This is a genomic window from Streptococcus mobilis, from assembly GCF_059727625.1.
In genome coordinates this window covers 157,262-170,396 of the sequence record NZ_AP041823.1, presented here as the reverse complement: position 1 = coordinate 170,396, position 13,135 = coordinate 157,262, and the positions used below count along the sequence as shown (strand labels likewise).

Here is a 13,135-nt window from a genome sequence, read left to right as displayed (position 1 = left end):
ATTGAAGGTCGTTTTGAGCAGTTACCATTTTAACACGCTTTATATTAGAAAACAAGCATCTTACTATTCTTTTTGTTGATCAGGATCGATGGGTTTACAAGTCTGTAAATTTAAAAAGAGTCCTATTCAAGAACTCTTTTTAAACGAATTTAATACCAGCCATTTGCCAACCAAAAATTTTTAGCTGCTGACCATGATCCATAACGGTTGACAACATATTGATTGGCCACTTTTTCTTGGTTTGCAGGTGATAAATCACCATTCAAATAAGTAATAGTCAATTGGTAACGACCATAATATTGGCCATTTTGTGCTGTATAACTACCACTTGACTCTTTTTGGGCAATCCATTCCTTAGCAGCTGCATCTTCCGCACTCAAGCCATCTGAAGCAGAGACAGTAGTTGTTGCCTGTGTAGTATCAGTTTTACTAGCAGGAGCTTGCTCCGTGGTTTTCTGCGTTGTATTTGCATCTTCAATCTCAAGAACTTGACCAACTGAGATGAGATTCACGTTACTAATCTTATTTTTCTTAGCAATCGCATCAACCGTTGTGTTTTTCTCTTTAGCAATAGCTGATAAAGTATCACCTGATTTTACAGTATAAGAATCTGCATTCGCTACAATTGGAAGGAAAAGTCCTGCAAGTAAACTAAGTCCAATCATTCGTTTCATCATTTGTTTTTTATTCATTATTATGTACTCCTTTATTGGTATACCTCTATACTACACAAGAAATATTTCATATTTATTGAAATTATATGTCAAATATTTCAGTCAGATGTTAGAAATACTAAAAATCCAGGATAATATAAATGCTTTAAGCCCCCTTTAAGATTTCTCAGATATTTCGGGAAAAATAGAAGAAATCATCAGCCATATCTGATATAATGAAGTAAAGTGATCACAAAGGAGCAGAGCATGAACTCTTTAAAATTCCAATCAGTTTTTGATATTATTGGACCTGTGATGATCGGCCCATCCAGTAGTCACACTGCAGGTGCTGTTCGAATTGGTAAAATTGTTTCTTCTATCTTTGGAGAGGAACCAAAAGAAGTTGAGTTCCAATTATTTAATTCCTTCGCCAAAACCTATCGTGGTCATGGAACAGATTTAGCCTTAGTAGCGGGCATCTTAGGAATGGACACAGATGATCCTAGAATCCCAGATAGTCTAAAAATTGCACATGAACGAGGCATTCGGATTGTTTGGTCTATTCAAAAAGAGAGCAATGCTCCTCACCCAAATACAACGACTATTACTGTTAAAAATGATCATAAAACGATTTCTGTCACTGGAATCTCAATTGGTGGCGGCAACATACAGGTTACTGAGTTAAATGGCTTTGCTATCTCGCTAAATATGAATACTCCAACCATTATCATTGTTCACCAGGACGTCCCTGGAATGATCGCCCATGTAACAGAAGCCCTTTCTCGATATGATATTAACATTGCACAAATGAATGTAACACGGGAAAAAGCTGGAGAAAAAGCGATTATGATTATAGAAGTTGACTCAAGGAGTTGTGAAGCAGCGATCGAAGATATCCGTAAAATTCCTCATCTTCATAATGTCAACTTTTTCAAATAAGGAGTTCATATGTTTTATTCAATTGTAGACCTCGTAGAACAAGCAAGCACGCAATACGAAGGAAACGTCGCAGAGTTAATGATTGCAACTGAATTTGAACTAACTGGTCGTGAACGAGAAGAAGTCCTACGATTAATGACCCGTAATTTAGAAGTGATGATTGATTCTGTAAGGTTAGGGTTAAATGAAAACCACTCTCGTAGTGGGTTAACCGGTGGGGATGCCGCAAAATTAGATTGTTATATCAAATCAGGAAAGACTTTGTCTGACTTAACCGTCTTAACCGCAGCGAAGAATGCTATTGCCGTCAACGAACACAATGCTAAAATGGGGTTGGTCTGTGCAACACCCACTGCAGGATCTGCTGGCTGTCTTCCTGCAGTTCTCACCGCGGCAACTCAAAAATTAGGGTTAAACCGTCAGCAACAATTAGATTTTCTACTGACAGCTGGAGCTTTTGGTTTAGTCATCGCCAATAATGCTTCTATTTCAGGTGCAGAAGGTGGTTGTCAAGCAGAAGTTGGTTCTGCTTCAGCTATGAGTGCGGCAGCATTGACACTAGCTGCTGGAGGAACTCCTTATCAAGCGAGTCAAGCAGTCTGTTTTGTCATCAAAAACATGCTTGGGCTCATTTGTGATCCAGTAGCAGGACTCGTGGAAGTTCCATGTGTCAAACGAAACGCAATGGGAGCCAGCTATGCCTTCATTGCTGCTGATATGGCCTTAGCAGGCATTGAATCAAAAATACCTGTTGATGAAGTGATTGACGCCATGTACCAAGTTGGTTCTAGTCTTCCGACTGCCTTTAGAGAAACAGCTGAAGGAGGATTGGCAGTAACACCAACCGGACGTAGATTACAAAAAGAGATATTTGGAGAATAACATGCAAGCCTTGTTTTTTGATTTAGATGGAACATTAGTTGACAGTTCTAAGGGAATTACAGAGAGCTTTCAACATACATTCGATACTTTGAAGGTTCCTCAACCCGATCTCAAAACCATCCGTAGTTTTATGGGACCACCTTTGATTTCTAGTTTTGAAGCTACCCTTCCGGAAACTTTGGTAGATCAAGCAGTGACTATCTATCGCCAGTATTATCATGAAAAAGGTCAATATAAATCAACTCTATTTCCTCAGATACTAGAAGCTTTGAAAGCATTACAAGACGAAAACATTCCTCTTTATGTAACCACTTCAAAACATGAACCAGTTGCTTTACAGATGTGTCAAGATTTAGGTATCGCTAAATACTTTAAAGGAATTTATGGATCAAATTCAGATCGTATCCACAAAGCCGATGTCATTCGATACGCCTTGTCAATCAATGACCTTCCAAAAGAGGAGACAGTGATTATTGGAGACACAAAATTTGACCTCATTGGAGGTCAAACAGTTGGTATAAAAACCATGGCAGTCACTTGGGGATTTGGAGATCTTGAAGAGCTACTTCTTTACTCACCAGATTTTATTTGTCACTCTCCACTTGTCATTCTTGAGACATTAAAAAAATAGGTTTACAAATTGTAAACCTATTTTTTAATAACCCCAAGCTGATAAACCTTGTGAGCTATATGCATTGTATGCGGCCTGGATTTGATCATCAACTGTTGCAGTTGAACCCCAACCTGGCATTGTTTGGAACAAACCACTAGCACCAGAAGCATTTGCTGCATTTACTTGACCATTTGATTCACGGGCAATGATTGCTTCCCAAGTAGAAGCAGGTACACCAGTCATTTCAGCCATACGAGCAGCCGCATAAGATCCTTGTTCTCCAGCAGTATTCCCATTTGATAGAACAATTCCACCATTTGTTGATTGTGCAGAAGTCACTGCAGCATTTGCTGCATAAGTTGTTTGTTTTTGAGCAGTTTGTGCTGTTGCAGTTGCTGTAGATGCACTTTCAGCAGGTTTTGCTTGCTCTTGTGGAGCAACTTTATCAATCATAGATTTTGAACGCTCACCTAACTCAATAATTTGTCCTGCATAGATCAAATCTTCATTGGTCAGATTGTTAGATGCAATAATATTTTCTACTGAAGTGTTATTTTCTAGTGCAATTTTTGATAGAGTATCTCCAGACTTCACTTCGTAAGTTTCAGCATTCACTGTAGCAATACCAGAAATGAAAAGTGATGCTGCTGAAAGTAGGGAAGTGACTGTCCATTGGAACTTTTTACTGTTCATGAATTCTATTCTCCTTTCGAACATAATTCTATCATACACACAAAATGTTACAGTTTATTGTAGAATATATTACAAATGTTACAAGAATATGTGAATTTAATGTAAAAAGCGCTTTGTATAGCGCTTTTTCCTTATTTTTGAACCAATACAACTAGCTCTATCCATTTTTTAGATAAAAAACTATCAACATGAGGCACAGAATAACGAGCAATGCCAGGGTATCTTTTACTCCCCACTGCAGAGTCCGATAGCGTGTTCGTCCCTCACCGCCTTTGTACCCTCTCGCTTCCATCGCAATTGCTAATGCATCTGCGCGTTTAAAACTTGAGGCAAACAAAGGAATGAGGATCGGAATAAAGGAACGGATCCTTTTTAATAGATTTCCTTCACCAAAATCAACACCACGCGCCCTTTGCGCATTCATAATTCGATTCGTATCATCTACTAAGGTTGGAACAAAGCGCAAACTCATAGATAGCATTAAGCCAATCTCATGAGCTGGAACCTTAATAATTTTTAGTGGGGTAAGGATCTTTTCAACAGCATCTGCTAAACTCAATGGTGTCGTCGTCACGGTTAAAATCGTCGAATAAAAAATAATTAAAATAAATCTACAAAATATGATGGTGGCTTGCATCAATCCTTGGTCGGTTAATTTAAAAAACCACCATTGATACAAAATAGTTCCTTGAGAGGTCGCAAATAATTGAAAAATAGTTGTAAAAGCAATGATAAAAATCATTGATTTTAAGCCTTTAATATAAAAACTAACCGAAATCCTCGTTAGATACATTAAAACAAAAATAAAAGCAAAGAGAAGAACATTTGTCTGGATATTATTTGCCCAAAACAGAAGAAATATGAATAAAAACATTGAGAGCAACTTCCCACGAGGATCTAGTTGGTGGATAATGGAGTTTCCAGGAATATACCTTCCTAAAATCATATTATTCATGAAGTAACAGCTCCTTTAGTTCCTCAATTTTGATTGGTAGTCTGTCCAGAGGAAGTCCTCTTCGTTTCAATTGAAGAGCAAAATTCGTAATTTGTGGGACTCCTAATTGAAGTTTTTGTAAATACTCAACCTGTTGAAACACTTCCCTTGGGGATCCGTTTAGGACAAGTTTTCCCGCTTCTAAAGCAAATACGGTATCAGCAAAATTTGCTACATCATCCATCGTATGAGTTACCAGAACTAGAGTCATCCCATTTTTATGTAATGTTTCAAACAGCGCCATCAATTCCTTTCTTCCAGCAGGATCTAGCCCTGCTGTTGGCTCGTCCAATACTAAAATCTCTGGTTCAATAGCTAAAATACCCGCGATCGCAACCCGTCTCATTTGTCCACCAGATAGTTCAAATGGACTTTTATCATAGATAGACTCTTCTAAACCAACGATCGCTAATTTTTCTTTGGCTATTTCCTCCGCTTTGTCCTTAGGTACCCCAAAATTTTGTGGTCCAAAGGCTACATCAGCTAGAACAGTTTCCGCAAATAGCTGACTTTCTGGAAATTGAAAAACCAAACCGACTTTTTTTCTCAGGTACTTCATTTCTTTTGGCTCAGAATGATTATCTAAAACAAAATCTTCAAATTGAATCGTTCCTTTAGTCGGACGCAGTAAACCATTTAGTAATTGCAACAAAGTAGACTTGCCACTACCAGTATGCCCGATGATGGCTGTATAAGATCCATCTTTTATTTCCAAACTAATATCAGAAAGCGCCTGCCCTTCAAAAGGACTTCCCTCTTGATAAGTATAATAGACATTCTTTAAAGAGATTCCCATAGTTGGTCTAATAACTCACTTTCTGTTAGATAATCCTGTTTTAGCGGAAAATGCGAGCTGAGAGATTCTTGAACCTGCTTACTAAAAGGCTTATCTAGTCCAATCTCATTAAGGTCATTTCTTGAAAACAATTCCCGCGGCGTCATAGAAGACTCTAGTTTTCCTTTTTGAAATACCAGTGTTCGATCACTTAAGGCAATTTCGGTTAAATCATGGGTAATGGAGATAATTGTTAATTGAAATTTTTTCTGAAGTTCTCTCATTACCGCCATTAGATCCTCTCTGCCTTCTGGATCTAACATACTAGTTGCTTCATCAAGGATAATAATAGTTGGTCTCAAGGCGATAATACCTGCTATGGCCACCCGTTGCTTTTGACCACCTGACAAACGAGATGGTTCGCGATCTTTAAACTCCAGCATACCAACTTGCTCAATAGCCTTCTCCACTCGTTGAAGCATTTCTTCCCGTGGAATTCCTTGATTTTCTAAACCAAAGGCAACATCATCTTCTACTGTCGCACCAACAAATTGGTTGTCAGGGTTCTGAAATACAATCCCAATTTTACTACGGATTTCCCATATGGTTTCACGAGTCAGTTGTTTTCCATCAACGTAAATCTCACCAGACTCAGCTTCCAAAAGGCCATCAATCAGGCGTACAACTGTAGATTTCCCACTACCATTATGTCCAACAATCGAAAGCCACTCTCCTTGTTTCACGTGAAACGAAACCGTGTCAATTTGATACTCTTCTACTGTTTTATCGTATCGAAAGGATACATTTTTTAGCTCAATCATCTGTTTCATTTATTTAAATGTATCTTTAAAGAGATAGCTACTTCCCTTAAAGTAGTCGTAACCAGAATAAATTGTGAAAATCAATGCAATATAAAGCAACACTTGCCCTGGAAGAGTCCAATGGCAGAGCAAAAAGATAATAGCAAACATTTGGCTAAAGGTTTTAATTTTTCCTGGCATGGCTGCAGCAAGAACTGTACCACCTGTCTCAACAAGTAGAAGACGCAAACCAGTAACAGCTAACTCACGACAAATGATAACGGCTGCAATCCAAGCAGGAACCATTTTTAATTCAATCATCATGATAAAAGCTGACATGACCAATAATTTATCTGCCATCGGATCGGCAAATTTACCAAAATTACTAACTACATTCCATTTTCGTGCAAGAAAGCCATCTAAATAATCTGTAATGCTAGCAATTGCAAAAATAACTGCCGCTACAATATGTCCTAAGTAAGAGTGACTTAAGCTTAAAATGGCAATAAAAATAGGAATCATCACAACCCGAATTAATGTCAATGCATTAGGAATATTTTCTTTTTTCATACTTCCTCCAAAAAATAAACTATCTTTACATCTATTTTACAGATGCTGTAAACTCATAAAAATATACGATATAAATCACAAAGCCAAGAATGGCAAAACTAACTAGTAGATAATACAGGATTGGTAACCAGCTCGCTTTCTGTCTTAATTTTCTTGAATGAAGCTCTTCGTCATCTACAAGTATTTCTTCATCAAATAACAATTCTTTTCCTTCACGAAAAGCTGTCAATAGGATGGACTCATCTAATCCCAAAGCCCATGCTAACTTTTTAAGATAGATCTGAGCGTAAAAGGGACTCGGTAATAGATCAAACTCATCGTTTTCCAACGCTTCTATATAAGGAATTTCAATGGCTGTCTTATTTGACACATCCTGTAAACTTAAGTGTAAATTCACTCTTGACAGTCTTAACACTTGACCAATCGTTCTCTTCTTCATGTTTTCCCTTCTTGATACATTGTTTACTACTTTTGAAAAATCATATAGTCAACCATATCAGCATGGTCGATGAACTGACGCCCTAATTTGATGATATCTTGTAAACTAATACCTTGTAAAATCTTTGGAAGATCATAAGAAGTGCTACCGTCTGAAAAATATTCAAACTGAGTAGCACTATACTCAAGCGAATTTAAACCTTGTAAGAAATCACCAAACATTTCGCTTTTAATCGTATCCAAATGTTCTTGATTGACATCTGGATCCTTCTCAAATTGTTTGATCGCTGATCTAAATTGATGAGATAAGGACACCGGTTCTTGAGTATCCATTGTCAAAATAACGAAATGAAATAATTCCTCAACCTCGACTTCAAGTGTCAATGAGTTGTCAATCTTCCCAGCTTCATATAAACTTTGAAACCGTTGCGAAGTCCAACCAAACATCATCGAAAACAGTAATTTCAACATCAATTTATAACGAAATTTTTCCTCTTCCTTAATGATATCATTTCCTCGAATTCCAATTGCCAACTTAGGAGTAGCAACTTCCATTCTACAAGATTGATTCAATCTTACTTCATTTTTTTCTACAGGAAAACGTTCTAACTCCACAGATGGATGAGGAGGAACCAGATCATATTCCTTTACTACTTGCAATACTTCATCAACATCAAAGTTTCCGATCACTAATAAGTGCATTTGAGAGGGATGATAGAATAGATCAAAGTTTTCACGGAGATTATCTATTGTAATGTCAGAAATAGACTCCCTAGTTCCAGCAATATCATCTGCTAACGGTGTTCCAGGATATAAATTTTCTAAAGCACCAAAAAATAATCGATAGTCTGGACTATCTTGGTACATTCCAATTTCTTGTTGAATGATTTCTCTTTCCTTAGATACAGATTTTTCTGTAAAGGAAACCTTTGAAACCATCTCCAATAACAATTGAATATTTTCAGGGACCTTTGAAGTTGTTGAGAAAAGATAACTTGTCTTTGTAAAGCTTGTAAAGGCATTACTTTCCGATCCTAAATGAACGAATTTTTTTAAATAATCTTGACCATTTTCATCTTCAAATACTTTGTGTTCTAGAAAATGAGCAATTCCTGCAGGATATTGCCTTTCATCACCATTCACTAGAATTCGTATATCCACTGAGCCAAACTTAGTTGTGATTATTCCATAGGTTTCATAATAATCTTCTTTGGGAATTAAATAAATAGTCAACCCATTTGACAAGCGTGTAAAGTATACTTGCTCACCAACTGATTCATAATATTTTTCTTTAATTTTCAATCTTTACACTACTTTCCTTCCATAAAATAAACAGACTGTAAATTAATTGTTTTTGCCACTTCAATAATTTCTTCTCTACTAACCTTATCGATGGACTCTAACCACTCTTCTAAAGAAAGGACTTTCTTTCCTAGGATCGTTTTCAAATATTCCCTTTCAATCAAGGTATTTTGCCGATCCTGTGCTAATAAGGTCGTATTCACCAACATTTCTTTTGTCAATTGAAGCTCTGACTCTGTAAACTTGCCTCGTTTTAAATCATTCAACTGTCTCATAATCAAGGTCATTACTTTCGTACGAGATTCCTTATCAATGCCTGCAAAAACTCTCATAAAGCCTGTAAAAATATCAAAATGGCTAGAGATGGTATAAGCAAGACCTTCTTTCTCACGAATTACTTGAAAAAGTCTTGAATGCGAGAAAGCTCCCAGCATCCCATTTAATACAACTAGTGGGATATGGAGAGATTCTCCATACTGGGTAGAAAAATGGTAACCTAATTCTAAAATAGATTGTTGGTTTTGTTTTTGCTCTAACTTTTCTCTAACAACATTTGTAAAAGATTGTTGATAGGTGACAGACAAATTGTTATCACGTGACTTGAATTCAAACTGGTTCACTCTATCCACAATAGCGACCTCATTAAAGTCACCTATGAAAAAGAAGTCAATGTTATCTAATTGGAGCATCTGATGAAACTGTTCAAGAGAACTTTGAGCTGTTTCTTGTCTCACTAAATCAACTTTCCCCAATCTTGACATCCCGATTGTTTCGTCTTCAAAAAACAGTTGATTCAATTGCCCATGTGCATAATAATAAGGCTCTTCAATTTCCGACTCCAAATCGGAAATTGTATTTTTCTTTTCAACGTCAAATGTATCACTGTCAAAGTGATCTTCTACTACCAAAGGTGAAAAGAAGATAGTTTCTATAATGTCCAAAACCTCATCAGTAAGAACATTTTTCTTGCTCAAAAAGTCATCGCGCACAAAGGAAATATTCAAATCAACATAATGAACACGCCCCCTCTTAGAGACTGAGGTGGACAATTCTACCCCGTATAGACTCGCTAATTTTTCACGGAATAATTGTGAAGTTGGATATTTTTGATTTGCAGTTTCCATCATACAGGCTACTAAAACACGCGCAGCCACGGTATTTTCATCTAATGGCGATGAAAAACGGACCTTAATTTTATTGGTTTTAAATTTTTTTGATTGAAGAAAGTGAAGATTCACGCCCTTTACTAATTCCATTTTCATCCTCGTTCTACTCAATAGTAACTTTCATTATAACACGAAATCAAACTAAAATCCTAATTCAAACTGTGAAAAATCTCCTCAAATCACTCAACATTCTCTACCCTAGAAAAACTAAAAATATGGTATAATAACACGCAAAGAGGTGAACTATGAATTACAAATTATTTGATGACTTTATTACATTACAAGCAATCTTAAAAGAACTCGGTATTATACAGAGTGGTGGTGCAATCAAAGCCTTTCTTCAAGAAAAAGAAGTCTTTGTTAATGGTGAATTAGAACAACGGAGAGGCCGTAAACTTCGTGTCAATGATCAAATTGACATTCCTGAACTGAACATGACTATCACCATTCTTGAACCTTCTCAAGAAGAAATAGAAGAGCATCTTAAAGAAAAGGAAGAAAAGGAACGTGTTGCTAAACTTGTCAAGCAACTCAATCAACAACAAAAGAAACTACCGACAAAGACTAACAAAAAAGAAAAAGCAATTCGCTTTCCTGGTATCTCGTAATGTGGTTAAAACAGTTATCCATTCAACATTTTCGTAATTATCAAGAACTTGAAGTCGAGTTTCATCCTGGATTAAATATTTTCCTAGGTCAAAATGCTCAAGGAAAGACCAATATTCTCGAATCAATTTATTTTCTAGCTTTAACCAGAAGTCATCGAACACGAAATGATAGAGATCTCATCTATTTTGAATCCACCGATTTTAAAGTTTCTGGTCAATTACAAAGAGAAACTGGTCCCCTTCCATTAGAAATTTCCTTGACAACAAAAGGTCGGATAACTAAGGTGAATCATTTGAAACAAGCCAAGTTATCGAACTATATTGGCCATATGAATGTTGTCCTTTTTGCACCCGAAGATTTGCAACTGATCAAAGGATCACCTGCAGGGCGTCGAAAGTTTATTGACATTGAATTAGGTCAGATGAAACCTCTCTATTTATCCGACTTATCTCAATACAACCATGTACTGAAACAAAGAAACAGTTATCTAAAAAATTCGGAAAAAATTGATGCTACATTTTTGGAGGTCTTAGATTCACAACTAGCTAGTTTTGGAAGTCGCGTCATCCATCATCGGCTTGAGTTTATTAATAAATTAGAAGCTAAAGCAAAAGAAAAACACACTCGACTTTCTGACAACAAAGAAGACCTATCGATTCAATATCAGTCAACTGTTTTTTCTGAAGATGGAAATGATATAGAAGAGCAATTTCTCTCTATGCTGGAAAAAAACCGTCAGAAGGATATTTTTAGAAAAACAACAAGTATTGGACCACACAGGGATGATTTGGCATTTTTTATCAATAATATGAATGCTACCTTTGGTAGTCAAGGCCAGCATCGAAGTGTTGTTCTCTCTCTAAAATTAGCAGAAATCGAATTGATGGAAGAAATCACAAGAGAAAAGCCGATTTTATTACTTGACGATGTCATGAGTGAGCTTGACAATTATCGTCAACTTCAATTACTTGAAACCATCTCTAATAATATTCAGACATTTATTACAACGACCACTCTCGATCATTTAAAAGAACTGCCTGAAGAGTTGAAAATTTTCACTGTTCAAGCTGGTCATATCAAAACAGCATCTTGACAATACTGTCAAGATGCTGTTGTTTTTATTTACAAATGTGTAAATTTATTGTGCTGAGTAGTTAGGAGCCTCGTTTGTGATTTGCACATCATGAGGATGGCTTTCTTTCAATCCTGCACCACTCATTTCGACAAATTGTGCATGATCATGTAAATCTTGAATGGTTGCTGCACCAACATAACCCATACCTGAACGAATACCACCGATCATTTGGAAGACCATATCTGCTACAGAACCTTTATAAGCAACGCGTCCTTCAATTCCTTCAGGGACCAATTTATTGGCTTCATTGACAGATCCTTGGAAGTAACGGTCACTAGAACCTTTCTTCATTGCTGCAATAGATCCCATACCACGGTATGTTTTAAATTTACGACCTTGGAAGATTTCTGTTTCACCTGGTGCTTCATCTGTACCTGCAAGCATTGAACCAAGCATTACTGCATTTCCACCAGCTGCGAGTGCTTTGACAATATCTCCTGAATACTTGATACCACCATCAGCAATGATCGTTTTTCCATATTCACGAGCTACAGCGGCTGCATCATAAATGGCAGTCACTTGAGGAACACCAACCCCTGCAACAACACGAGTTGTACAGATTGAACCTGGACCAATTCCGACCTTAACTACGTCTACCCCTGCATCAAATAATGCACGAGCACCTTCAGCGGTTGCAATATTTCCTGCAATCAAGGTACGATCTGGGAAGTGAGCACGAATTTCTGCGATCTTACGAAGAACACCCGCAGAATGTCCATGAGCAGTATCGATGACAATTGCGTCTGCACCAGCTTCAAAAAGAGCTTCTGCACGTTCAAAAGTATCTGAAGTAACCCCTACGGCACCTGCTACAAGCAAACGACCAAATTCATCCTTAGCCGCATTTGGGAACTCAATAACTTTTTCAATATCTTTAATGGTAATCAAGCCAGAAAGACGACCATTTTCATCTACTAATGGTAATTTTTCAATACGGTGCTCTTGTAGAATGCGTTCAGCTGTTTCCAAATCAGTTCCAACCGGTGCAGTCACCAAATTTTCACTTGTCATATGATTTGAAATGGGTTGATTGTAATCAGAAATAAAACGCAAATCCCGGTTTGTAAGGATACCAACTAATTTACGATTTTCAAGTGTTTCAACAACAGGAACACCACTAATTCGGTATCGTCCCATCAACTCATCTGCTTCTGCAATTGTATGAGACGGAGTCAAATAGAATGGATCAATGATAACCCCATTTTCAGAGCGTTTTACTTTGCGTACTTCATCTGCCTGTTGCTCAATTGACATATTTTTATGGATCACACCAAGTCCACCAGCACGTGCCATAGCAATTGCCATTTGACTTTCAGTCACTGTGTCCATAGCAGCAGTAATGATTGGGATATTCAAGCGTAAATTACTTGCTAATTGTGTACTTAAATCTGCATCATTAGGCAATACGTGACTTTCTGCTGGAATCAAAAGCACGTCATCGAATGTAAACCCTTTTTTTAAAAACTTTGTGTCCCAATTAGACATTAGCTGGATCCTCTTTTCTTTTTATTTGAGCAAGGCTCGAATTTTTATTGTTAATATCATACCATTCTATGGCAATTTGTC

15 protein-coding genes are annotated in these 13,135 nt (G+C 37.0%); 5 read left to right on the top strand and 10 right to left on the bottom strand.

The features are described 5' to 3' along the window. Positions 1–149: 149 nt before the first annotated feature. Positions 150–692, bottom strand: coding sequence for an aggregation-promoting factor (gene apf, locus AC6IZR_RS00980; protein ID WP_070664944.1), 543 nt, complete (start codon positions 690–692; stop codon positions 150–152). 228 nt (positions 693–920) lie between these two features. On the opposite strand from apf, the gene sdaAB reads away from it, so the two are divergent. The 3 genes from sdaAB to AC6IZR_RS00965 are packed head-to-tail and all read left to right on the top strand — an operon-like array spanning position 921 to position 3,105. Next, the gene (sdaAB, locus tag AC6IZR_RS00975; protein WP_003002135.1) at positions 921–1,592 is read left to right on the top strand and encodes an L-serine ammonia-lyase, iron-sulfur-dependent subunit beta; all 672 of its coding nucleotides are present in this window, start codon (positions 921–923) and stop codon (positions 1,590–1,592) included. Positions 1,593–1,601: 9 nt separating this feature from the next. Continuing rightward, on the top strand, positions 1,602–2,474 hold the full coding sequence (gene sdaAA, locus AC6IZR_RS00970; protein WP_223325513.1) for an L-serine ammonia-lyase, iron-sulfur-dependent, subunit alpha: 873 nt from the start codon (positions 1,602–1,604) through the stop codon (positions 2,472–2,474). Position 2,475: 1 nt separating this feature from the next. Then, a complete protein-coding gene (locus AC6IZR_RS00965) occupies positions 2,476–3,105 on the top strand; it encodes an HAD hydrolase-like protein (RefSeq protein ID WP_201087700.1) in 630 nt (209 codons plus the stop codon). 24 nt (positions 3,106–3,129) lie between these two features. Here AC6IZR_RS00965 and AC6IZR_RS00960 read toward each other — a convergent pair whose 3' ends face one another. The 8 genes from AC6IZR_RS00960 to yfmF all read right to left on the bottom strand — a co-directional run bounded on the left by AC6IZR_RS00960 (position 3,130) and on the right by yfmF (position 9,915). Next, positions 3,130–3,780, bottom strand: a complete 651-nt coding sequence (locus AC6IZR_RS00960) for a LysM peptidoglycan-binding domain-containing protein (RefSeq protein WP_201087699.1) — start codon at positions 3,778–3,780, stop codon at positions 3,130–3,132. Between the two features lie 157 nt (positions 3,781–3,937). Next, complete coding sequence (locus AC6IZR_RS00955) at positions 3,938–4,735, bottom strand: energy-coupling factor transporter transmembrane component T family protein (RefSeq protein WP_118396220.1); 798 nt, start codon at positions 4,733–4,735, stop codon at positions 3,938–3,940. Next, on the bottom strand, positions 4,728–5,570 hold the full coding sequence (locus AC6IZR_RS00950) for an energy-coupling factor transporter ATPase (protein WP_021154152.1): 843 nt from the start codon (positions 5,568–5,570) through the stop codon (positions 4,728–4,730). Before AC6IZR_RS00950 ends, AC6IZR_RS00955 begins: the two co-directional genes overlap by 8 nt. Further along, positions 5,555–6,379 carry an energy-coupling factor ABC transporter ATP-binding protein gene (locus AC6IZR_RS00945; protein ID WP_003010767.1) on the bottom strand — a complete coding sequence of 275 codons (825 nt, stop codon included), beginning with the start codon at positions 6,377–6,379 and terminating at the stop codon, positions 5,555–5,557. The genes AC6IZR_RS00950 and AC6IZR_RS00945 overlap by 16 nt, the downstream gene beginning before the upstream one ends. Further along, positions 6,380–6,919, bottom strand: a complete 540-nt coding sequence (gene pgsA / locus AC6IZR_RS00940; protein ID WP_003009208.1) for a CDP-diacylglycerol--glycerol-3-phosphate 3-phosphatidyltransferase — start codon at positions 6,917–6,919, stop codon at positions 6,380–6,382. It lies immediately after the preceding gene. 31 nt (positions 6,920–6,950) lie between these two features. Beyond that, entirely contained in the window at positions 6,951–7,358 is a 408-nt protein-coding gene (locus AC6IZR_RS00935) for a helix-turn-helix domain-containing protein (protein WP_003009210.1), read from the bottom strand. Positions 7,359–7,384: 26 nt separating this feature from the next. Next, complete coding sequence (gene yfmH, locus AC6IZR_RS00930; protein WP_497848601.1) at positions 7,385–8,659, bottom strand: EF-P 5-aminopentanol modification-associated protein YfmH; 1,275 nt, start codon at positions 8,657–8,659, stop codon at positions 7,385–7,387. A gap of 8 nt (positions 8,660–8,667) precedes the next feature. After that, a complete protein-coding gene (gene yfmF / locus AC6IZR_RS00925) occupies positions 8,668–9,915 on the bottom strand; it encodes an EF-P 5-aminopentanol modification-associated protein YfmF (protein WP_497848925.1) in 1,248 nt (415 codons plus the stop codon). A 155-nt stretch (positions 9,916–10,070) separates the two neighbouring features. Between yfmF and yaaA the strand changes: the two genes are divergently transcribed. Both yaaA and recF read left to right on the top strand, forming a co-directional pair. Continuing rightward, positions 10,071–10,433: a S4 domain-containing protein YaaA gene (gene yaaA, locus AC6IZR_RS00920; protein ID WP_049471768.1), complete on the top strand. Its 363-nt coding sequence runs from the start codon at positions 10,071–10,073 to the stop codon at positions 10,431–10,433. Next, positions 10,433–11,527: a DNA replication/repair protein RecF gene (recF, locus tag AC6IZR_RS00915; RefSeq protein ID WP_497848600.1), complete on the top strand. Its 1,095-nt coding sequence runs from the start codon at positions 10,433–10,435 to the stop codon at positions 11,525–11,527. Before yaaA ends, recF begins: the two co-directional genes overlap by 1 nt. 45 nt (positions 11,528–11,572) lie before the next feature. Here recF and guaB read toward each other — a convergent pair whose 3' ends face one another. Beyond that, the gene (gene guaB / locus AC6IZR_RS00910; protein ID WP_003009220.1) at positions 11,573–13,054 is read right to left on the bottom strand and encodes an IMP dehydrogenase; all 1,482 of its coding nucleotides are present in this window, start codon (positions 13,052–13,054) and stop codon (positions 11,573–11,575) included. Between the last annotated feature and the right edge of the window lie 81 nt (positions 13,055–13,135).